18 protein-coding genes and 1 pseudogene are annotated in these 22,706 nt (G+C 41.5%); 7 read left to right on the top strand and 12 right to left on the bottom strand.

The features are described 5' to 3' along the window. Nucleotides 1-81: 81 nt before the first annotated feature. The 3 genes from AB5935_RS12885 to AB5935_RS12875 all read left to right on the top strand — a co-directional run bounded on the left by AB5935_RS12885 (nucleotide 82) and on the right by AB5935_RS12875 (nucleotide 3,484). Nucleotides 82-1,416, top strand: coding sequence for a murein hydrolase activator EnvC family protein (locus AB5935_RS12885; protein ID WP_007834770.1), 1,335 nt, complete (start codon nucleotides 82-84; stop codon nucleotides 1,414-1,416). Beyond that, entirely contained in the window at nucleotides 1,413-2,771 is a 1,359-nt protein-coding gene (locus tag AB5935_RS12880) for a M64 family metallopeptidase (protein ID WP_227191508.1), read from the top strand. Before AB5935_RS12885 ends, AB5935_RS12880 begins: the two co-directional genes overlap by 4 nt. Nucleotides 2,772-3,115: 344 nt before the next feature. Then, nucleotides 3,116-3,484: an RNA recognition motif domain-containing protein gene (locus tag AB5935_RS12875; RefSeq protein ID WP_007834772.1), complete on the top strand. Its 369-nt coding sequence runs from the start codon at nucleotides 3,116-3,118 to the stop codon at nucleotides 3,482-3,484. 437 nt (nucleotides 3,485-3,921) lie between these two features. Here AB5935_RS12875 and AB5935_RS12870 read toward each other — a convergent pair whose 3' ends face one another. From AB5935_RS12870 to rpoN, 6 genes are all read right to left on the bottom strand, one after another. Further along, nucleotides 3,922-4,836 carry a glutaminase gene (locus AB5935_RS12870; RefSeq protein ID WP_007842013.1) on the bottom strand — a complete coding sequence of 305 codons (915 nt, stop codon included), beginning with the start codon at nucleotides 4,834-4,836 and terminating at the stop codon, nucleotides 3,922-3,924. A 13-nt stretch (nucleotides 4,837-4,849) separates the two neighbouring features. Beyond that, nucleotides 4,850-6,694 carry a 4-hydroxy-3-methylbut-2-en-1-yl diphosphate synthase gene (locus AB5935_RS12865; protein ID WP_007842021.1) on the bottom strand — a complete coding sequence of 615 codons (1,845 nt, stop codon included), beginning with the start codon at nucleotides 6,692-6,694 and terminating at the stop codon, nucleotides 4,850-4,852. A gap of 80 nt (nucleotides 6,695-6,774) precedes the next feature. Beyond that, a complete protein-coding gene (purE, locus tag AB5935_RS12860) occupies nucleotides 6,775-7,284 on the bottom strand; it encodes a 5-(carboxyamino)imidazole ribonucleotide mutase (RefSeq protein WP_007834776.1) in 510 nt (169 codons plus the stop codon). A gap of 126 nt (nucleotides 7,285-7,410) precedes the next feature. Beyond that, a complete protein-coding gene (gene gcvH, locus AB5935_RS12855; protein ID WP_007834777.1) occupies nucleotides 7,411-7,791 on the bottom strand; it encodes a glycine cleavage system protein GcvH in 381 nt (126 codons plus the stop codon). Between the two features lie 36 nt (nucleotides 7,792-7,827). Continuing rightward, the gene (locus AB5935_RS12850; protein WP_007842023.1) at nucleotides 7,828-8,484 is read right to left on the bottom strand and encodes a phosphatase PAP2 family protein; all 657 of its coding nucleotides are present in this window, start codon (nucleotides 8,482-8,484) and stop codon (nucleotides 7,828-7,830) included. Nucleotides 8,485-8,488: 4 nt separating this feature from the next. Next, nucleotides 8,489-9,958: an RNA polymerase factor sigma-54 gene (gene rpoN, locus AB5935_RS12845; RefSeq protein ID WP_007855044.1), complete on the bottom strand. Its 1,470-nt coding sequence runs from the start codon at nucleotides 9,956-9,958 to the stop codon at nucleotides 8,489-8,491. Between the two features lie 128 nt (nucleotides 9,959-10,086). Here rpoN and AB5935_RS12840 point away from each other — a divergent pair, with 128 nt between their 5' ends. Beyond that, nucleotides 10,087-11,460: an aminopeptidase P family protein gene (locus tag AB5935_RS12840; protein WP_038608593.1), complete on the top strand. Its 1,374-nt coding sequence runs from the start codon at nucleotides 10,087-10,089 to the stop codon at nucleotides 11,458-11,460. Between the two features lie 51 nt (nucleotides 11,461-11,511). On the opposite strand, the gene AB5935_RS12835 is transcribed toward AB5935_RS12840, so the two are convergent. Together AB5935_RS12835 and hypD are read right to left on the bottom strand one after the other, a co-directional pair. Further along, on the bottom strand, nucleotides 11,512-12,420 hold the full coding sequence (locus tag AB5935_RS12835; RefSeq protein WP_007834781.1) for a glycyl-radical enzyme activating protein: 909 nt from the start codon (nucleotides 12,418-12,420) through the stop codon (nucleotides 11,512-11,514). A 4-nt stretch (nucleotides 12,421-12,424) separates the two neighbouring features. Further along, a complete protein-coding gene (gene hypD, locus AB5935_RS12830; RefSeq protein ID WP_007842027.1) occupies nucleotides 12,425-14,806 on the bottom strand; it encodes a trans-4-hydroxy-L-proline dehydratase in 2,382 nt (793 codons plus the stop codon). A gap of 99 nt (nucleotides 14,807-14,905) precedes the next feature. On the opposite strand from hypD, the gene AB5935_RS12825 reads away from it, so the two are divergent. Further along, complete coding sequence (locus tag AB5935_RS12825) at nucleotides 14,906-15,088, top strand: hypothetical protein (RefSeq protein WP_007834783.1); 183 nt, start codon at nucleotides 14,906-14,908, stop codon at nucleotides 15,086-15,088. A gap of 63 nt (nucleotides 15,089-15,151) precedes the next feature. On the opposite strand, the gene AB5935_RS12820 is transcribed toward AB5935_RS12825, so the two are convergent. Further along, complete coding sequence (locus tag AB5935_RS12820; RefSeq protein WP_085961431.1) at nucleotides 15,152-16,825, bottom strand: nucleoside kinase; 1,674 nt, start codon at nucleotides 16,823-16,825, stop codon at nucleotides 15,152-15,154. Nucleotides 16,826-16,906: 81 nt separating this feature from the next. Between AB5935_RS12820 and AB5935_RS12815 the strand changes: the two genes are divergently transcribed. Both AB5935_RS12815 and AB5935_RS12810 read left to right on the top strand, forming a co-directional pair. Further along, on the top strand, nucleotides 16,907-18,598 hold the full coding sequence (locus tag AB5935_RS12815; RefSeq protein WP_007834785.1) for a Na/Pi cotransporter family protein: 1,692 nt from the start codon (nucleotides 16,907-16,909) through the stop codon (nucleotides 18,596-18,598). Nucleotides 18,599-18,741: 143 nt separating this feature from the next. Beyond that, on the top strand, nucleotides 18,742-20,433 hold the full coding sequence (locus AB5935_RS12810) for a Na/Pi cotransporter family protein (protein WP_007834786.1): 1,692 nt from the start codon (nucleotides 18,742-18,744) through the stop codon (nucleotides 20,431-20,433). A gap of 63 nt (nucleotides 20,434-20,496) precedes the next feature. Here the strand turns inward: AB5935_RS12810 and AB5935_RS28435 are convergent. The 3 genes and pseudogenes from AB5935_RS28435 to AB5935_RS12800 all read right to left on the bottom strand — a co-directional run bounded on the left by AB5935_RS28435 (nucleotide 20,497) and on the right by AB5935_RS12800 (nucleotide 22,697). After that, nucleotides 20,497-21,206 (bottom strand): annotated as a pseudogene (locus tag AB5935_RS28435) (IS256 family transposase). Further along, entirely contained in the window at nucleotides 21,178-21,729 is a 552-nt protein-coding gene (locus AB5935_RS28430) for a transposase (RefSeq protein ID WP_007847146.1), read from the bottom strand. Before AB5935_RS28430 ends, AB5935_RS28435 begins: the two are co-directional and overlap by 29 nt. A gap of 101 nt (nucleotides 21,730-21,830) precedes the next feature. Continuing rightward, a complete protein-coding gene (locus AB5935_RS12800; protein ID WP_007834791.1) occupies nucleotides 21,831-22,697 on the bottom strand; it encodes an FKBP-type peptidyl-prolyl cis-trans isomerase in 867 nt (288 codons plus the stop codon). Nucleotides 22,698-22,706 lie beyond the last annotated feature (9 nt).

Below are 22,706 nucleotides of genomic sequence, written 5' to 3'. Positions count from 1 at the left end.
GCAAAATCCTGAGCAACTTTTTGTTGCTCAGGTACTTAAAAAGTTTAATTTATAATAGTGTTGCGGAATTAAGGTTAAATAATGAAACGTATCTTCTTATTACTCATAGCCTGCTGCTTTTTAAGTACTCTTTTAGCGCAAAGTACTCGGAAAATAAGGGAGCTTGAAGCCAAACGGAAGGAACTTCATCAGCAGATTGCCGAGTCTGAAACTCTGTTGCAATCTACCAAAAAGGATGTGAAAAGCCAGTTGGATAACCTTGCTTTACTGACAGGTCAGATTGAGGAGAGAAGAAAATATATCAATACCATAGAGAGTGATGTTCATATATTAACAAGTGAGATCGCCTCTTTGCAGAAGCAACTGAATAAACTTCAGCGTGATTTGAAAGACAAGAAGCAGAAGTATGAGATTTCGGTGCAATATATGTATCGTAACAAGTCTGTTCAAGAGAAATTAATGTTTATTTTTTCTGCCGAGAACTTGAGCCAGACTTACCGTCGTATGCGTTATGTGCAGGAATATGCAAACTTCCAGCGTCTTCAGGGAATGGAGATAGAACGTAAGCAGAAGCAAATTGCCGCTAAAAAAAGAGAAGTGGAACAAACTAAGAATGCCAAACAGAATCTTTTAAAACAAGGTGAGGCCGAAAAGATCAAACTGGAAATTCAGGAAAAGGAACGGCAGACTCTTTTAGCGAATCTGCAAAAGAAGCAGAAAGGTATACAAAACGAAATAAGGAAGAAAAAACGTTCAGCAGAGCAATTGAATGCCCAAATTGATCGTTTGATTGAGATTGAAATAGAGAAAGCTAGAAAACGTGCGGAGGAAGAAGCCCGTAGGAAAGCCGCTGCTGAGGCTGCCGCAAAGGCTGCTGCAGCTAAGAAAGCGGAAAATAAAACTACGGGAGGGGTAACCCGCTCTAAATCTACGGAAAAAAATGAGGACACAAGGAAGGCCGCTCCGGTGGAGAAGTTCAGTCTGAACAATGAGGACCGTCAACTGTCGGGTAGTTTTGAACGTAATCGAGGTATTTTGCCGGTTCCCATTACCGGCCCATACGTGATTGTCAGCCATTACGGACAGTATGCCGTAGATGGTTTGCGTAATGTGAAGCTGGATAATAAAGGGATTGATATCAAAGGTAAACCGGGAGCACAGGCACGCGCCGTTTTTGATGGAGAAGTTTCGGCTATTTTCCAATATAATGGCTTGAACAATATATTGGTGCGTCATGGTAATTATATCTCCGTCTATTGCAACCTTTCTTCCGTATCGGTTTCTAAAGGCAGCAAAGTCAATACACGTACTGTTCTTGGAACTATCCATACAGATAGTTCGGGTAATACGGTCTTGCATTTTCAACTTCGTAAGGAAACGGCTAAACTTAATCCGGAATTATGGTTGGGAAGATGAAAAAGATAAGTTTTCTTTTTGTATTTCTGTACTTTATTACTTTGTTGTTTGTCGTAGCTTGTTCAGAAACTGGAGAGCTTCCTGTAGCTCCTGTTCCTGAAATTCCTTCCATTACTATCCCTTCCACGGAAAATACCCGGCTTGTTTTCACTTCGGACGGAGGGGAGGATACCCTTGCTTTTATTGCAACAACAGGATGGTCTGTTGCTATAAAGACTGCTGATTTGGCTGGAGATTGGTTAGCTGTGTCACCGTTAACCGGTAATAAGGGGGATAATGAACTTATTATTACATTGGCTTCCAATCCCTCTGCCGAGGATAGAGAAGGTGAAGTGATAATTCAGTGTGGAGAAGTTGCGGATACTGTTATCGTTCGTCAAAATTTCAATTATCTGGCAACTCTTTCTAAAGATGGTGATGTAAGAACTTGGCAAGAACATACGAAAGGGTGGGGAATTAATCTTGTAATGATGGGAGACGGGTTTGTGGAAATGGATATGGGGAGAGGTGGAAAATACGAGGTAATGATGCAAAAGGCGATGGATTCCTATTTTTCTGTGGAGCCGATGCATTCTTTACGGGAGTATTTTGATGTTTATAGTGTCACTGTTGTTTCAGTATCCGACAGCATTGACGGTGGAACAGCTCTAGGAACTACTTTTACAGGAGGCACTTCCATAAAAGGCGATAATGAAAAATGTAAGCAATATGCTACTAAAGTGCCTCTGTTGGGTAATTCTGTTAGAAATACACCGATGATTGTAGTCATGAATAGTCCTCGCTATGCCGGTACCACCTATATGCATTCTTTGGGCTATTCCATAGCATTCTGTCCTTATGTGGATAATGATGATGAACGTTTTGCACAGATTATTCATCATGAAGCAGTGGGGCATGGCTTCGGATATTTGGGAGATGAATATGATGATGTGTATGACGGTGAAATCCCGCCAAATGTTATGGCGGAACTAAAAGAAATTGCAGACCGGTATGGATGGTATTCTAACATTGATTTCACTCCGGATATAACGAAAGTGAAATGGAATTATTTTATCTCTGACAAACGTTATGTTAATGAAAGACTGGGAGCATGGGAAGGAGCATACGGATACCGGTCAGGTGTCTGGCGTCCGACGAATATCAGTATCATGCTCTATAATGTCGGCGGTTTTAATGCTCCTTGCCGGGAGGCTATTTATCGTCGTGTCATGAAACTGGCTGGTGAAAGCTATAGTCGTGATAAGTTCCTTGAATATGATGCAGTAAACCGGAAGTCTGCATTAAAGCGTATGAATGCTGGAAGTGTAGATCGGAATCACTTTATTCCTTTAGCATCTCCTGTTATTATAGATTGATTCTCTTTCTCTGTATCTTTTTGATATGTAGTACTGGGTAACTTTCTGTATAATAGCTATTAAAGTATAAATATGTATTTGAGGAACGGTTATTTTCCGTTTTAAAACTTGTCTGCCCTTTCGAAGAGAATGAAAAAAACATTTATTATTAAAAATAAATCTCCAATTAGTTTTGAGTTCAAGTCTAATTGCGTACATTTGTCCCCTGCATTAAGTATCCTCATAGAAGTACATTAATACTTTTCCAACTTATTCTTTAGTGATGATGGTAGAATCGTTTGTCTCTCTGTAAGATTCCTAATAGCAAAACGTACTTATTTTTTTATTAAAACATTTATTTTAAAATGAACATTTTTATTGCAGGGCTTAACTATAATATGAGTGAAGCCGAACTTGGAGAATTATTTGCAGAGTATGGTGAAGTTGTTTCTGTTAAGATTATAATGGACAGAGAGACCGGTCGTTCTAAGGGATATGGTTTTGTTGAAATGGCTGATGATGAAGCTGGAGATAAAGCGATTGCAGCTCTTAATGAAGTTGACATGGATGGAAAAACTCTTTCTGTGTCAATAGCGCGTCCTAGAGAAGAACGTCCGCGTCGTAGTTATGGCAACAATGGTGGTGGTTATCGTGGTGGTAACAACAGTCGTGGTGGTGGCTACGGTGGTGGTCGCGGAGACAATGGCTATGGAGGTGGCAGAAACAGATATTAATCTGTATCTCTATAAAATATAAAGAAACCTGCCTTGGACATTTGAAATGCTGAGGCAGGTTTTTATAGTGCCTTTTCAGGATATAAAATTAATTTTCTCAATTTTTTCTTCAGATTTTTATGGTTGTCTAAAAATCTTGTTTCCAATTGTTTGTTATGAAATCTTTCCATTTTAATATCTTCGTTCGGATATAAATCCTTTAGTTTCCAAGGTAGAGACTATATCCGACTGTTTGTTTTTGTTCTGGTATTTCATTTCGGTGGTATTCGGATTTCCCTATCCGGATTATCTTGTTCATTTATTTCCACATACATTCCAGGGACTTCTTTTTATCTTTATAAAAAGGCTATAAGTATTATGCGTGTTATATTCAACTTTATTCTGGATTATTTCAACAGGAAAGAAAATTATTTAGTATAGAGAGATTGTTAGCTTTTCTAGAAAATAGACTCCTGTGTTTGTGTTGTCAATAGTTCTAGTGCCTTGATTCCCATAACGGAATTTCCTTTTTGATTCAATCTCGGGCTCCACACTGCAACTGAATATCGTAGTGGGTAAACTGCGGCTATACCGCCTCCCACACCACTTTTCCCCGGAAGGCCTACCAGATAAGAAAATTCTCCTGCTTCGTCATAGAACCCACATGTTTGCATGATGGCATTGATACGTTTCACTTGAGAGGCGGTCAGTGTGATTCCTTCGAATGTAAAAGCTTGTTTATGGTTGGCAAACGGCAAAAAGGCTTTGGATAAATCATAACAACTCATTTCTATGGAGCATTGAAGGAAATAGAAATGAAGTACACGTTCTATGTCATTGTCGATGTTATGATGATATTTCAACAGGTTGGTGATTGCCGCATTCAGATAACCGTTTTCACGTTCGGACAGGGCTACTTCTTCATTATAATGGATCTGGTTATTCCCGCTGATTGAGTGGACGAAACGAAGATATTCTTCTTCGGGGTATTTCAAATGGTTCAGCAGGATATCAGTCATTACAATGGCTCCGGCGTTAATAAAGGGATTCCGAGGAATTCCTTTTTCTACCTCCAGTTGTACTAATGAGTTGAAAGCTGTTCCCGAAGGTTCTTTACCTACTCTTTTCCATAGATTATCTCCTTCAAGACTCAAACACATGGCAAGTGAAAAGACTTTCGAAATACTTTGGATGGAAAAGCCGGTGGTGGCTTCTCCATGCATGAAAGTTTTGTTTTGTATCGTATGGATGCACATTCCGAATTGATCTGGGTTGATTTTGGCAAGTGCCGGAATGTAATCAGCCTGTTTGCCAATAGAGGCGTAGGGCTGGATTTCTTGATAGATGTCTTTTAGAATCTGTTGATAATCCATGATTTGGACGTTTTTATTTTTCTGTATAGTCACCATTGGCTTTGATGAGTTCGATCAACTTCTCAACAGCCTGGTCTTCGGGAATGTTTTTTTCTATACATTCTTTCTTTTTATAGAGGCTGATTTTTCCACGACCGGCACCTACATAGCCATAGTCGGCATCCGCCATTTCGCCGGGACCATTGACAATACAGCCCATAATGCCGATTTTCAGACCTTTCAAATGCGAGGTGGCTGCTTTGATGCGGGCAATCGTAGACTCTAAATCATATAAGGTACGACCACAGCCCGGACATGAAATGTATTCCGTTTTGCTGGTTCGGATTCTGCCGGCTTGCAGGATACTAAATGCAGTGGTGTCTACCGCTATATGACTCAAAGAACCTTGGTTGTACAAGAAGATGCCGTCACAGAGTCCGTCAAAAATTAGTGCACCCATATCAGCTGCCGCTTTGATTTGCAGATCTTCAGTTTTCGTTTCCTGATAGTATTGGAAGAATACGACCGGATTTTCTAAACCTTCATTCATCAGTTCGTGTGTCATGGCACGATATTCGCCGAGGCGGTTGGGATGATTGCTTTGGGCGATGATTACCACCTCGGGATGCAGTTTGAGGGCTGCGATTACTTCGTCATTCATAGCCATATAGGGCAGGAACAGGAATTTTAGATCGGAAACCGTGTGATGTAATTCTATCATCTGCTGGTAGTTGAATGCCGGATAGACATTTTTGTCTTCTGGATTCCATGCATTGGCATCCACTAGATAGGCTATATTGTTATCTCGTGAATTGGGTACACTTCCACCGCAATAAATATAGTCAGGTTTGAATTGAGGATTGGTTTCGAAAGACCCTTCCAGACGTTCGGCTATTACTACAGGAGGATTATCCCCTCCAATATTCCGGACGGCCTTAGTCTTCCGGCGGCCCGGAGATAGGTAGTTGAATTGCGGAGCTTTTTTTCCAGGAATAAAAGGATGTCCTTCCCGAGTTAGTATATAATCAACCAGTTTGCGGGCTACCGGAATTTCATTTTCAGGAGCCTCGCTCAATGAGACACGAATGGTATCTCCCAAGCCATCGGCAAGGAGTGCACCTATTCCTAATGAGGATTTTATTCTTCCGTCCTCGCCATCCCCTGCTTCGGTAACACCCAGATGAAGCGGGAAAGCCATATTTTCCTTTTCCATTTCCTCTACCAGTAGACGGACCGTCCTGACCATTACTACGGTATTGGATGCCTTGATGGAAATAACCACATCGTTGAAATGTTCCGCAACACAGATACGCAGGAATTCCATGCACGATTCTACCATACCTTCGGGGGTGTCGCCATAATGAGACATGATGCGGTCTGACAGAGAACCGTGGTTTACCCCGATGCGGATGGCGGTGTGGTTTTCCTTGCAGATATTTAGAAAAGGAACGAAGCGTGCACGTATCTTTTCTATTTCTTGCGCATACTCTTCGTCAGTGTATTCCAGTTTCCGGAAAGTACGTCCCGGGTCTACATAGTTTCCCGGATTGATGCGCACCTTCTCCGCATATTGTGCCGCTACATCAGCCACTTTGGGATTGAAATGCACATCGGCTACCAGCGGGGTGTCATATCCTTGAGAGCGTAATCCGATATTGATATTTTTCAGGTTTTCGGCTTCACGTACACCTTGTGTGGTAAGACGTACATATTCACCGCCCACATCTATAATGCGTTTGGCTTGTTCCACACATGCTTCAGTATCCATAGTAATGGTGTTGGTCATACTTTGGATGCGGATGGGGTTGTTTCCACCCAAAGGAGTGCCTCCGATATGGACTTCGGAAGATTTGCGGCGGGAGTAATTAAATAAATCCATGTTTAGTGATTAGTGGTGAGTGGTGAGTGATTAGTGAGCTGCGCTGGAATGCTGCATGGGTATTAATCACTCACCACTAGTTAATTCGTTTTATATTCAAACTTGATTTCTTTCAATTCTTCATTGGCTTTTACAATTTTCTTTTTTAAACCGGTTTTGTAGTCTGCAAATTTAGCAGCCAGTTCTGTATCACTCAATGCTAGCATTTGTACGGCCAGAATGGCAGCATTCATGGCTCCATTGATTGCTACGGTAGCTACAGGAATTCCGGGAGGCATTTGGATAATAGAATAAAGTGCGTCTACGCCATCAAGAACTGAACCTTTTACGGGTACACCGATAACAGGTAGTGTGGTATTTGCAGCAATGACACCGGGAAGTGCGGCAGCCATGCCGGCAGCGGCAATGATGACTTTAATTCCACGGCCTGCAGCATTTTTCGCAAATTCCTCCACAGCTTCGGGAGTGCGGTGTGCCGAAAGGGCGTTCATTTCGAAAGGTACGTGCATCTCGTCCAGTAATTTGGCAGCTTTTTCCATTACGGGAAGGTCGGAAGTGCTACCCATGATAATACTTACGATAGGTTTCATTGTTTTTTTGTTATTGTTTGGTTTATATATTTACTTCAAGCACGGGTTATACGGATGAACGCGGATAGAAAAATCCGTGAGATCCGCGTAATCCGCGCCTGAACAATTCCCTAACGGGAATTTATATTATTCGTTGACTAATGCTTTATATCCTTCAGCATCCAGCAAATCGTTAACGTCATTAGTGTCATTGGGCTTAATCTTAATCAGCCACCCTTTACCATACGGGTCTTGGTTTACTAATTCGGGATTGTCGGCCAATGCTTCGTTCTGTTCCAGAACTTCTCCTGAAACGGGAAGGAACAAGTCCGAAATAGTCTTTACTACTTCAATAGTACCGAAAACTTCGTCTTTTTCTAAAGTTTCTCCTTCAGTAGTGATATCTACGAATACGATGTCACCTAGTTGCTCTTGTGCATAATCAGTGATGCCTACATAAGCTATATCACCTTCTACTCGTATCCATTCGTGTTCTTTGGTATACTTTACATTGCTTGGAAATTCCATAATGTTTTCAATTTATAAGGTTAATACTAATTTTTTTCAAATAAACAAAATTCCAATGACACCACAAAACAATCCGACAATAAATCCGGCTAAAACTTCTAATAAGGTATGCTGTTTTACAATGATACGGGCTGTGCCAAGCATTCCGGATAGCAAAATGAAAAAACAGAGCCACCATACAGGATTGAAATTGAATATAAAGCTGTAGGATAATAATCCGCCTACCATCATGCCGCTGCTTGCCACGTGTGTGCTGATTTTCCACTTGAAATTGATCAGTGTGCAAAGGATCATGCAGATGAGGGCGGCTACGATAATACCCGACATATAGCGGGGCAGATGTATCTTGTACATAGTGATGAGACAGGTGACATAGCTGATGATAGTCAGCGCGTATGGTACGAAACGTTTTTCGCGGTGTCCCAATTCATGAATCCCCCAACCGTTTATTTTTTGAAATAGGTAGATGGCGAGCATTGGCATCAGAATGGTGAAACAGTAGACTATGCCCAATACTATCAGTTTGTACTGGATGGGCATGATACGAAGATAAGTGAAGAAAAAAAGTAGGAAAAATGCCACAAAAGGAATCATAAAAGGCGTGAATATGCCTGATATGATACGTGAGCTGACTTCAAGCGGACTATTTTTCTTGGCTACTCTTATTGCTTCGGTTGTTTCGTTAGCTTTCATAATATTACCTTCTTAATCGTGCGACGGGTATGTTAAGCTGTTGGCGGTATTTGGCTACAGTACGGCGGGCTATGGGATAGCCTTTCGTCTTTAGTGTTTCGGCCAGTTCATCATCAGTGTAAGGTTTTTCTTTGTCTTCGGTATCTACACATTCTTTCAGAATGCGCTTGATTTCGCGGACAGAGAGTTCTTCACCGTCTTCGGTGGTGTAACCGTCGCTGAAAAAGAATTTCAACGAATAGATACCATAGTTTGTTTGTACATATTTGCTGTTGCTTACCCGTGATATGGTGGAAATATCCAATCCCGCGCGTTCGGCTACATCTTTCAAGATCATGGGCTTCAGCAAGGATTCGTCTCCTTCTAAAAAGAAGAGGCGTTGAATATCTATAATGGCTTGCATGGTGGTGAGTAACGTGTGTTGTCGCTGTTTTACGGCATTGATAAAACCTTGTGCGGCATCTACTTTTTGTTTTAGGAACATCAGTGCGTCCTTTGAGGCCTTGCTCTGATTGTCTTTGTTGCGAGTGTGTTCATCCAGCAATTCGGTGAACTGACGGCTCAGACGCAACTCAGGAACATTACGATTGTTTAAACTTAGAGTAATGGTGCCGTCTTCATACGTTTCTACGATGAAATCGGGAATAATCTGCTGCATATTTTTACCCATTGCTTCACCCAGTGAACTGCCCGGACGAGGATTCAGCTTGGTGAGATCGCTCACCGCCTCATTATATTGTTCTTCGGTAATACCTAGTTTTTGGATAATCCTTTCTTTATTTTTGCGGGTAAATTCATCACAACATTTACCGATGATGTCCAGTTCTATTTGTTTCAACGGCGAATCGGCTTTTCTTTGTATTTGTAACAGAAGACATTCCTGTAAACTGCGGGCACCGATACCTGCCGGATCAAAGTCTTGGATTATTTCTAATATTTTATTCAATTCTTCTTCAGTGGTATAGATGCCCCGATAGATGGCAAGTTCATCCATGATAGACTCCATATTTTTGCGTAACAGGCCGTCATCGTCCAATGAACCGATCAAGTACTCGGCTATATCTCGTTGTTCTGGGGTAAGTTCCTGCATCTGCAACTGGTCTTTCAATATTTCATAAAAAGATACGGCATCCGAGAAAGGGATTTCTTCGGCTACTCCTTCTTTGGAACGATTATGTTCCTGTAGTTTATAATCGGGAATATCATCTTCGTTACTGTAATCGCCTAATGAAAAATCCTCGTTCGACTCCGTATTTTCGTCTTCGTTTTCTTCGTATTCTGTGTTGTCATCTTCATTATCGGGCATTTCTTTCCCTTCCTCCAGGGCCGGATTATCCAGTATTTCGGAATGGATACGTTCTTCCAACTCCACAGTGGGCAGTTCCAGCAATTTCACTACCAGTATTTGTTGTGGAGATAAAGTCTGTATTTGTTGCTGGGCTTGTGTTTGTACTTGACGTGAGCCTTGTGCCATAATATTTTTATTTCCTTGTTTATTGCGACAAAAATAGGAAATTGTATTGTAATAATCTTCCTTTTTTTTGGGATTATTTTAAGGGGATGGTTATCTTTGCCTGTCATCCATACAAAAAACACAAGATTATGTTTGCAAAAGAAACTTATACAACCCGCCGTAACAGCTTGAAAAAAAGCCTGGGAACAGGTCTCTTGCTATTTCTAGGCAACGAGGAGAGTGGCATGAACTATGAGGATAATACTTATCATTTCCGCCAGGATTCTACTTTTCTTTATTTTTTCGGCTTGCCCTATGCTGGGTTGGCTGCCATTATCGATGTGGATGAGGATAAGGAAATTATCTTCGGGGATGAGCTGACTATGGATCATATTGTATGGATGGGAATCCAGCCTGCCTTGTGTGAGAAAGCGCAGAGGGTGGGAGTGACGGAAACTCGTCCTGCCGCGGATTTGAAGAAGTATTTGGAAAAAGCTGTTGCTAAAAGACAGGTGATTCATTATCTGCCTGTTTATCGTGCGGAGCACAGATTGAAGCTGTTGGACTGGTTGGATATAAAGCTTGGCATGGAACAGCCGTCTGTTCCGTTTATTCGTGGAGTCGTGAATATGAGGAATTATAAGACTGCTGAGGAGTTGGTTGAAATTGAACGTGCTTGTAATGTGACGGCTGATATGCACATTACAGCTATGAAAGTGTTACGTATAGGAATGAAGGAATGGGAAGTGGTGGCTGCATTGGAAGCGGTGGCACAGGCCAATGGTTGTGGATTTTCGTTTCCTACTATTGCCACGGTATGCGGACAGACTTTGCATAACCATTATCATGGGCATACGGTGAAATCGGGGGATATGCTGTTGGTGGATGCTGGTGCGGAAACTGAAATGGGATATGCTGGTGATATGTCGTCTACAATTTGTGCGGATAAAACGTTTACTATCCGTCAGAAAGAAGTGTATGACATTCAGGTTGCCGCACACACGGCAGCGGTTCGTGCATTGAAGCTCGGAGTGCCTTTTAAGGAGGTGTATGAACTTTCCTGTAGAGTGATTTGTGAAGGGCTGAAAGGACTGGGCATTATGAAAGGTGATCCTGCTGAAGCGGTGGCCGTTGGGGCGCATGCTATGTTTTTTCCGTGCGGACTAGGACACATGATGGGATTGGATGTGCACGATATGGAGAATTTGGGAGAGGTATGGGTCGGCTATGACGGACAACCGAAAAGCACTCAGTTCGGCCGTAAGTCATTAAGGCTGGCCAGACCTTTAGAACCGGGATTTGTGCTTACTATAGAACCGGGTATCTATTTTATTCCCGAACTGATTGATTATTGGAAAGCGGAAAAACGCTTTAAGGACTTTATCAATTATGATAAGCTGGAGAGTTATCGTGACTTTACAGGTTTGCGTAATGAGGAAGATTATTTGATAACGGAGGACGGGGCACGTCTTTTAGGTAAGAAGGTTCCTTTTACTACAGAAGAGGTGGAGGCTTTGCGATAAAATTATTGGGGGTAGATAGAAATACTTTTATCTACCCCCGATGATATATAATTATCCACCTATGGTTACCTTTAAACCGTAATCAGTCAAGATTTGTATGCACTGCTGTTGTACTTCTTCGGATGGCGTTTGCATTTTATATCCTTTAGGATTATAGATACTGCCTAGCTTTGTATGCTTTCCCTTTCCTATATCATGGTAAGGTAATAGGTTAATTATCTCAGGATGCCGTGGAAGACTGGCCAAAAATTCGGCAGACTGCTTTATGTTCTTTTCATCTGCATTCACTCCTTCAATCAATGGAATGCGGATATAATAAGGGAAACCGGCTTCTGCTACTCTGCGGATGTTTTCCAAAATTAATTCATTGGGAACATCACAAAATGTTTGGTGTACGGTACTGTCCATTGATTTTAAGTCGATAAGTAATAATTCACAATTCCGCATCACTTCATCCACCGTTTCTTTGCGGGCAAGTAGGGTGGTATCTACCGCCCGATGAATTCCCTGTTGTCCGCAACGTTTCAGCATATCAATCAAGAATTTGGGATGAAGCAACGGTTCTCCACCACAAAAAGTGACCCCACCGCCCGATTGATCCATAAATGGGATTTCCTTTTCTATTTCATGTATCAGGTATTCGGCGGTATATTCCGTTCCTGATATCTCGATAGCCATTGCCGGACATTCTTCGGCACAGCGTCCGCATAACACGCATTTTTGTTTGTCGGTGACAATACCCTCGGGAGTCAGTGTCAGTGCACCGTTGGGGCATACTTTCAGACAAGTTCCACAGCCAAGGCATTTCTTGGCTGTGTATAGTTTGTCTTTTCCGTTACGAATGCCTTCGGGATTATGGCACCATACGCACGAGAGCGGGCATCCTTTCATGAAAAGTGTGATACGGATGCCCGGTCCGTCATTGATAGCATAGCGTTTGATGTCGAAAATCAGATTCATTTTGTCAGAAGGTTTCTTGTGCCGTGCGGGCTATTACGTCATATTGTAAATCTGCGTTCATATCATTGAAATAATCGCTATACCCAGCTACGCGTACCAACAGGTCCCGATATTCTTCAGGATGCTTTTGGGCGGCATGTAAGGTGGCGGTATCTACTATATTGAACTGAATGTGATGTCCTCCTAAGGCGAAATAGCTGCGGATGAGGCTTGCTAGTTTGGCCAGGTCTTCATCACGTTTCAGCAGTGAGGGCAGGAAACGTTGATTCAACAGAGTACCTCCGCTTTTCACCTGGTCTAGTTTGCCTAATGATTTTACGACGGCGGATGGCCCGTGGGTATCTGCTCCGTGTGAGGGTGAGGTACCGTCACTGATGGCACGTCCGGCCAGACGGCCGTTGGGGGTGGCATTCATCATTTTGCCGAAGTAAACGTGACAGGTAGTAGACAGCATGTTCAAATGGAAGCATTCGCCTTTGGTGTTCGGCTTTCCTTCGATGGCGTCGTAAAGGTCGTTAAAGACCTGGATGGCGATACGGTCTGCATATTCGTCATCGTTACCGAAGAAAGGTGTGCGGTTCAGAATGAATTGTCGCATGGCTTCCTGTCCTTCGAAGTTGGTGTCGGTAGCATGGATGATTTGCTCCATATTGAATTTACGTTCTTCGAATACATGTTTTTTCAGAACGGAGAGACTGTCGGTAATAGTACCTAAACCGGTGCATTGAATATAGGTTGTGTTATAACGCGGTCCGCAGTTATAATAATCTTTTCCTTTGGCAATACAGTCATCAATGAACAAAGACAGGAAAGTGGCGGGAGCGTATTTGGCGAACATACGGTCAATGTAGTTGCTGACACGTACTTTCATATCTACAAAATAATGGATTTGTTTAAGGAATGCGTCATAAAGTTCTTCATAAGTCCGGAAGGTACGGGGATCTCCTGTTTCTAAGCTTACTTTCTTGCCTGACACAGGATCAGTTCCGTTGTGCAAGGTGACTTCCAATATCTTGGGGACGTTAAGGTAACCGGTCAGTACGTAAGCTTCTTTTCCGAAAGCGCCTACTTCTATGCATCCGCTACATCCGCCTTCGCGAGCGTCTTCCGGTGTCTTTCCCTGTCGCATTAGTTCCATGACGTATGTGTCGGGATTGAATACGGATGGGTAGCCGTAGCCCTTACGGATTACTTTGCAGCCTTCGCGCAGGAAACGCTCTGGGGTGCATACACTGATGTGCAGGGCGCTTCCGGGTTGTAACAGGTGAAGATCATCTACTGTTTCGAGCATGATATAGGATACTTCACTGACCCCGTTGCTACCATCGCGTTTGATGCCACCGATATTCAGATTGGTAAAGTCATTGTAGGTACCGCTTTCTTTGGCGGTGATGCCAACTTTGGGTGGGGCTGTCTGATTATTTATTTTGATAAAAAAACATGACATTAGTTCTTTGGCTTCTGCACGAGTCAGTATTCCTTCTTTTAGGTCATTTTCATAGAAAGGAGTGAGATGCTGGTCAAAATGTCCTGGATTCATGGCGTCCCATCCGTTCAGCTCTGTAATGGTGCCGAGATGGACAAACCAGTACATCTGTATGGCCTCCCAATAAGTACGTGGGGCATGTGCAGGAACCCATCGGCAGATTTCCGCTATTTTTTTCAGTTCCTTTTTGCGTTTCGGATCGGTTTCTCGTCCAGCCATCTTTTCGGCCAGTTCAGCATGGCGTTCGGCAAAAATGATAGCGGCATCACAGGAGATGGACATGGCGGTCAGTTCTTCTTGTTTGTCGGTTGCTTCTGGATCATTCATGAAATCCAGATTTCTCAGCTCATGGGCAATACGTTCTTTCAGATCCAGCATGCCATATTGATAAACTTTTCCGTCCAAGGAAGTATGACCGGGGGCTCGTTGTTCCATAAATTCAGTGAACATTCCTGCTTCGTAAGCTTCTTTCCATTCTTTGGGAACGTGATTGAAGATGCGTTCGCGTTGGGTGCGCCCTTTCCAATAAGGAATAACCTCGCGTTCATAGGTGTCTATATCTTCTTGGCTGATGGTATAGCGCTGTAATTCGCGGGTGTTCAACACATGAAGGTCTTCCACGCTGTGACAGGTCAGTTCAGGGAAAGTAGATACGGCTTTGGGATGTGGTCCACGTTCACCTACAATCAGTTCGTCTTTACCTATGTATATAGTTTTCCGTTTACAGATTTCAAGAAAGTTCAGTGCTCTTAGAATGGGAATTGGATATTTCCCTTCGTTTTCTTTGTAAAATTCGGTCTCTATCAGAGCACGTTCTATGGACAGAGAAGGTTGTGCGTTAAAAGATTCTTGACGCAGGCGTTGGATACGGTCTGTCATTCCGTTGGTTGTTGTTATCATAAGAGTTATAATAAGGTTTATTTGTTCATAAATAGGAATTCCCATAAGGACGGATTGAAGGAGCCGACCGATTGATATGCAGAAGAAGATATCAATAGAATGAAACGTATGCCAAAAGTAAGATACGCTGTCATTCAATCCATCTTTATGGTGGCTAATGAATGTACAGTCTGCTGGCTTTTGGCATACCCTCCTGAAGAAGAAATGTTCTTAGCAGTAGAACATCAGGCAGTTGAACAGTTTTCTATAGCCTTTGGAGTGCATTCGCTTATACTTGTTTAATAGTGGTCGAAATTACTGTTTGTTTCGCACATAAACAAACCTTATATACTGTTTAATAACAGGTTAATACCGGAAACTGCTTCCTCCTAAAAATTCTCTCAGTAAAGAGGTAGGAGGCAATTCTTTATCTTGTACCGAAGCGAAATATTCCAAGAATTTGCGTAAACGATATGCTTCTGAATATTCCGGTTTGTTATTGGGGACATTCCTTAGAATGGGAATAGCATAATCTTTCATAATGGCCAGTTCAAACAATAGGGCAGAATTGAACATGGCATCTGCATTTTCTTGATATGGAAAGATCCATTTTTCTTCTCCGGCACGTACGCTGGGCCATCTTCTGATCGTTTCTTCTGCGGAATAGCCACGGTATTTGTGGTCGCGGATAATACGGCGCAACAAACGGTTGTCGGTAGTCGGAATATAATTATGATTGTCCAGCAGAATAGTGGTTAATGCCGATACATATATTTTATATTTATTTTCGGTGGGAATATGAGGAGTTAACTCGGGGTTAAGTGCATGGATCCCTTCGAGAATCAATATCATGTTATCGTCAATCTTAAGTTTGTCACCTTTAAATTCCCTTCTTCCTGTGGTGAAGTTGAAACGTGGTAATTCCACTTCCTTTCCATGAAGCAGATCTTGTAATTGCTTGTTGAAGAACTCTAAATCTAATGCATACAATGATTCGTAATCATAATCACCTTTTTCATCTTTTGGTGTCTTTTCTCGGTCAACAAAATAATTGTCCAGGGAGATGGGGTAAGGCTTCAGACCGTTTGCCATCAACTGAATACTGAGCCGTTTGCTGAAAGTCGTTTTACCAGAAGAGGATGGACCGGAGATAAGAACCAGTTTTACTCTTTGACCGTTTTTTCCTCTGTGGTATATCTCATCGGCAATATTGGAAATCTTTTTTTCCTGCAAGGCTTCGGACACATTAATCAGATCGGTGGCATAGCCTTCATTACAGGCCACATTGAAATCTCCTACAGTCCCTACGCCTAAAATCTGATTCCAACGACGATGTTCTTTGAATACTTCCAGCATTTTTTCTTGTTTTACCACTTCCTCTAGTACTTCCGGATTCTGACGGTTGGGGACACGCAGCAACAAGCCGTCATAGTATTTCACTATGTCGAATTTGCGGATATATCCGGTGCTGGGCAGCAGGCTGCCATAGTAGTAGTCAATGGTATTTTCCAAAGTATAATAATAGGAGTAAAGTTCTCCTGAAGTTTCAAGTAGTTTTACTTTGTCCATCATTCCTTTCCGGCAGAATAGTTCTACTACTTTAGTTGTATGACATTCAAAACGATGGAAAGGGATGTTGGCTTCCACAATCTCTTTCATTCGCTGCTTAATACGGGAAACATCATCCAGTCCGGTCTCGTGCCCTATCTGCAAGTCGCAATAATATCCTTTGGATACGGGATGTTCAAGCATGATTTTTCCATCAGGGTATAGGTCCTCCACCGCTTTGCACAAGATGAAGCAAAGTGAACGGACATAAGTGCGCATTCCCGAAGGATTTAGCATATTCAGGAATTCCACATCCTTATTATTATAGGCCCGGTAATTGAGCCCTTCTACTTTGTTATTGACTTTGGCACTGACTGGTCCATATGGGATATCTAGATTAAAACCATTATAAATATCCAAAAGTGAGCTTCCGATTGGGAAGTTCTTTGAAATATTGTTATTTTTGCAACAGATTTGTAACATAATCGTAATAATTATTACTAACGTAGTGAAACGGCTTGAAATTTACTGAATAAAAGGGAGATTAGCCAATTCCTACCAAATTAATTAAAGATGGAGTATTCTTTTTATGATTTCTTAAAGCTGCTAGGTTCACTGGCGCTATTCCTTTATGGAATGAAAATCATGAGTGAGGGGCTGCAAAAGTTTGCTGGTGACAGACTGCGTAAAATCCTCACAGCGATGACCACCAACCGGGTAACCGGAGTGTTAACCGGTGTTCTTATCACTGCGTTAATTCAATCCTCTTCTGCTACTACTGTTATGGTAGTAAGTTTTGTTAATGCCGGACTCCTTACGCTTTCACAATCAATTGGGGTCATTATGGGGGCGAATATCGGTACCACTGTTACTGCATGGATTATATCTGCATTGGGGTTCAAAGTAGATATTGCTGCTATGGCGCTTCCGTTATTGGCTGTTGGCGTACCTTTATTATTTTCAGGAAAGAGTAACCGTAAATCCATTGGAGAATTTATATTCGGTTTCTCTTTTTTGTTTATGGGCCTCTCTCTCTTGAAGACGAATGCTCCTGACTTAAGTAGAAACCCCGAAATGTTGTCTTTTGTTCAGAACTATACCGATATGGGATTTGGTTCTGTTATCTTATTTGTTGTCATCGGTACAGTTCTGACTATGATTGTACAGGCATCGGCGGCAACGATGGCTATTACTTTAATTATGTGTGCCAATGGTTGGATTAGTTTTGAGTTGGGGGCTGCATTGGTGCTTGGCGAGAATATTGGTACTACCATAACAGCCAACCTTGCTGCACTGACTGCTAATACGCAGGCTAGGAGGGCTGCGCTGGCTCATTTGGTGTTTAATGTTTTTGGGGTTATTTGGGTATTATGTCTTTTCAAGCCTGTAACTATGGGGGTTTCATGGTTTGTAGAAGATATAATGAAAACAGCAGATCCGGCTGTTGCCGTATCTTTTAAACTGTCTGCTTTTCATACTACTTTTAATATATGCAATGTGTTGATTCTTATTTGGTTTGTTAAGTTGATAGAGAAAACAGTCTGTAAAATCATTCCTCAGAGAGAGCAGGATGAAGAATATCGTTTGCGCTTTATTACAGGTGGTATGCTTTCTACTGCGGAGCTTTCTATATTGCAGGCACGCAAGGAAATCAATCTCTTTGCAGAGCGTACTCATCGTATGTTTGGCATGGTGCGGGATCTGCTTCATACCACAAATGACAATGACTTTAACAAATTGTTCAGCCGTATTGAGAAATATGAGAATATAAGTGATAATATGGAGGTGGAGATTGCTAATTATCTGAATCAGGTATCCGACGGGCGTTTGAGTTCTGAGAGTAAGTTGCAGATTCGTGCTATGCTTCGTGAGGTGACTGAAATAGAGAGTATTGGTGACAGCTGTTATAATTTGGCACGTACAATTAATCGTAAGCATCGGAGTGATATGGATTTCACTCCGAAACAGTATGATCATATTCATCAGATGTTCCAGTTGACAGATGATGCTTTGTCCCAAATGGTTTCGTTGGTGGAAGATGAACATCATGTGGTGGATGTGAATAAATCGTTTAATATAGAGAATGAAATAAATAACTATCGTAATCAGCTAAAGAATCAAAATGTACTGGATGTGAATAATAAGGAGTATGATTATCAGATGGGTGTACACTATATGGATATCATTGGAGAATGTGAAAAACTGGGCGATTATGTAGTTAATGTGGTGGAAGCCAGTAGCAATGTGAAGGAAAAGAAATCCTAACCTGAAATGGCTATGGTGAACAGAACAATGATATAGATGCAGAGGTGCAAGGTTTAACTCATGACGGATTAAATACTTTGTACCTCTGTGTCTTTTTTAATAAAGTGTAATAAAGAAGAGGGTATAAATAAAAGAGAATCTACATGTCAATATTTGTTTTTTTGAAACTGATAGGCTCACTGGCACTTCTGATGTATGGGATGAAAACCATGAGTGAGGCCTTGCAAAAACTGACAGGCGGACATTTGCGTCATATTCTGGGGGCAATGACCACGAACCGTTTTACCGGGCTGTTAACTGGTACATTTGTGACAGCTTCTGTACAGTCTTCTACTGCGACAACGGTAATGACAGTTAGTTTCGTAAATGCGGGATTGCTGACTTTGGGGCAGGCTATTTCTGTAATTATGGGAGCTAACATTGGTACTACGGTGACCGCTTGGATTATGTCTATTTTCGGTTTCCAGATCGATATGAATAATCTTATTTTTCCTCTCTTTGCATTGGCTGTTCCTTTAATCTTTTCTAATAAAAGTCAGAAAAAATCTTTTGGGGAATTTATTTTTGGATTTTCGTTCATGTTTTTGGGATTGACTACGTTACGTGAGAATGCCATGCATATGGATTTGGAGCATAATGCAGCTATCATCAGTTTTATTACCTCTTGCAAGGAATGGGGATTTTTTTCCATTTTATCATTCTTGTTGATAGGTGGAATAATAACAATGTGCGCACAGTCTTCTGCTGCGGTTATGGCCATTACATTGATTCTTTGTTCCAGTGGTGTGCTTGATTTGTATTTGGGCATTGCACTGGTGATGGGCGAGAATATTGGTACTACTGTAACTTCTAATATTGCAGCTTTGACGGCGAATACGCAAGCAAGGCGGGCAGCGTTGGCTCATTTTATTTTTAATATATTTGGGGTGGTATGGATTTTATGTATTTTCCATCCGTTTGTAGATATGGTGAGTGGAATGATTAACCGCTTATTTCCAGGAGTATCGCCTGAAGTGGCAATTACTTATAAACTTTCGGCTTTCCACACAGCTTTTAATATCTGTAATGTGTTGATATTGATTTGGTTTATTGGACCGATTGAAAAGGTGGTCTGTTGGGTAATCAGACCAAAAGAGGATGAGGAGGAATTCCGTTTGCGTTTTATCTCTGGTGGTATGCTATCTACTGCTGAATTGTCTATTGTCCAGGCAAGGAAAGAAATTAATTTGTTTGCTGAGCGTACTCGCCGTATGTTTGGTATGGTGCGTGATCTATTGCATACTACGAATGAGAATGATTTCAACAAATTATTTAGCCGGATAGAGAAATATGAAAATATCAGTGATAATATGGAGCTGGAGATAGCCAATTATCTGAATGAAGTTTCTGAAGGGCGGCTGAGTTCAGAAAGTAAATTGAAAATACGTACCATGTTGCGTGAAGTGACTGAGTTGGAAAGTATTGGTGACAGCTGTTATCATTTGGCGCGTACTATCAATCATAAATTCAGAGGGAATGAAGATTTTACGGAAAAACAATATGACCATATTCATCAGATGCTTCAATTGACGGATAATGCACTACAACAAATGGTATCTTTGGAAGAAGACGAATATTATTTGGTTGATCCTAACAAATCATTTAATATAGAGAATGAGATAAACAATTACCGTAACCAGTTGAAGGATCAGAATGTATTGGATGTGAATAATAAGGAATATAATTATCAGATGGGGGTTCATTATATGGATATTATCAGTGAATGCGAAAAATTAGGCGATTATGTAGTTAATGTTGTTGAGGCGCGTACAGATATAAAGGAAAAGAAAATTTGATTTGTAAATCGTGGTAGTATCCATATTTTGTGTAAATAGAAACGGGATTCAGTTATAAGTCTCTTATATCTGAATCCCGTTTTCAAAAATAAGCATAAATTGGTTCATAATCAATCCCCAGTTAGTAATCGGCATTGTCCATTTCTTCTCAATCTCCATCAGAGCGAGGTATACCATTTTCTTCACCGCATCATCCGACGGGAATGAAAGTTTTGATTTAGTGTACTTTCTGATTTTTCCATTCAGATTTTCAATGAGGTTTGTAGTGTAGATTATTTTCCTGATTTCCAATGGGAACTGGAAGAAAACAGTCAGGTCATCCCAGTTATTCCTCCATGAGAGGATGGCATAAGGGTACTTCCCTCCCCATTTCTTTTCCAAATTATCCAGTTCCACGGCAGCAGCCTCCTGTTGGGCGCGTTATAGATGCTCTTCATATCGGCTGTAAACTCTTTCTTGTCCTTGTAAACGACATATTTACAGGAGTTCCTGATCTGATATACAACACGTATTTGCGTGGAAGACAGAGGAAATACGGCACGTATGATGTCGGTAAACCCGTTCAGGTTGTCAGTGCAGGTAATCAATATGTCCTGCACTCCGCGGGCCTTCAAATCTGTCAGGACACCCATCCAGAATGAAGAACTTTCTGATTTTCCCACCCACATGCCAAGGACTTCTTTCAAGCCGTTCTGTTTCAAACCGACACAGAGATAGACAGTCTTGTTGATGATTTTTCCGTTGTCACGAACCTTGAATACAATACCATCCATCCAAACGATGAGATAGACCGGATCCAAAGGGCGGTTCTGTTATTCCTGAGCAGCCCTGGTTGACTTTGTTCGTGATGATGGAAATGGCTGATGTGGACAGTTCTATTTCATAGATTTCACGCATTTCCTCTTCAATGTCGGACACGCTCATTCCTTTGGCATATAGGGAGATAACAAGTTTTTCTATGGAAAACCCACGACCCTCGTGTTTGGGAACAACTATGGACTCGAATTCACCGTTACGGTCATGGAGAATAGGTATGATCGCTTCACCGTGTTCAGTTTGGATTTTCTTGGGGTAGCTGCCGTTACGGGAATTACCGCTGTTATGACCGGAAACCGAATTCTTCTCATAACCCAGATGCGCATCCATCTCACCTTCAAGCATTTTCTCCAATACCTGCGCGTGTAGTTGTTTCAGAAACTTGCTGACATCAGCTTCTGTCTTGAACTGGTTAAGGAACTTCTTACTTAATACCTCATCAGGCACTGCATGATTCTTCTCTTTCATAATCTTCTTCATTTTGCAAAGCTATTAAATAAAAAATACGGAACCCAATACTGAATCCCGTATTTTACATTTACACAAAATATTTTATAGTGCCTAAATCGTATTAAATGAGGTTATTTTTCGATGCCAACTAGTTCTACTTCGAAAATCAAAGTAGAGAAAGGTTTAATCTGACCGGCTTCACGTGCACCATAAGCTAGCTCTTGAGGGATGTAAAGTTCCCATTTAGATCCTACTGGCATCATTGTTAGCGCTTCAGTCCATCCTTTGATTACCTGATTAGCACGGAAAGTAGTCGGTTCTTTACGATCATATGAACTGTCGAACTGAGTTCCATCAATCAAAGTACCTTTATAGTTTACTTTTACTTTAGAAGAATCGGTAGGAATAGCGCCGTTACCTTCTTTAATTATCTTATATTGTAAGCCGCTTGATGTAGTTTTAACACCCTCTTTCTTTGCATTTTCAGCTAGGAATTTTTCACCGGCAGCTTTATTTTCAGCGAACTGGGCTTCAGTAGCTTTTGCTTTGATTGCTTCTGCCTTAGACTGAACGTAAGCGTTGGCTTCTTCCATAGTAACATTCATGCCTTTTTTCTGCAAAGCAGCCATGAAACCTGCCAGAAAGTTTTCTTTACTTAAACTTTGAGTAGAGTCATTTCCGAAAATACGTTGGCTCATCATATCGAACATACGTCCACCAACTTGTTGACCAATCTGAAGACCTGCCATATAAGCAACGTCTTTAGGGCTAGTCTTGCTGGTACCTTCTTTAACACCTCTGATGAAGTCGGACATATAGGCTGTATCAACGCCTAATTGTTGGCTCATATACATATCCAGACCTTGCGTGTTGGTGATACCCATCATGTAAGAAAGTGAGTCTACGTCATTCTTCATGTTTGCTTTCGGTGCTTGAGCTGTACAAGAAGCCAAGCTGGCTGCAGCAGCGATTGCTACAAAAAAACTAATTTTTTTCATTTGCCTTAA

The sequence above is a fragment of the Phocaeicola sp. RTP21198st1_B8_RTP21198_201120 genome, assembly GCF_040929485.1.
GTDB lineage: Bacteria > Bacteroidota > Bacteroidia > Bacteroidales > Bacteroidaceae > Phocaeicola > Phocaeicola dorei.
Note: the sequence above shows the minus strand (reverse complement) of the source record. Positions and strands in the feature narration are given on the sequence as shown.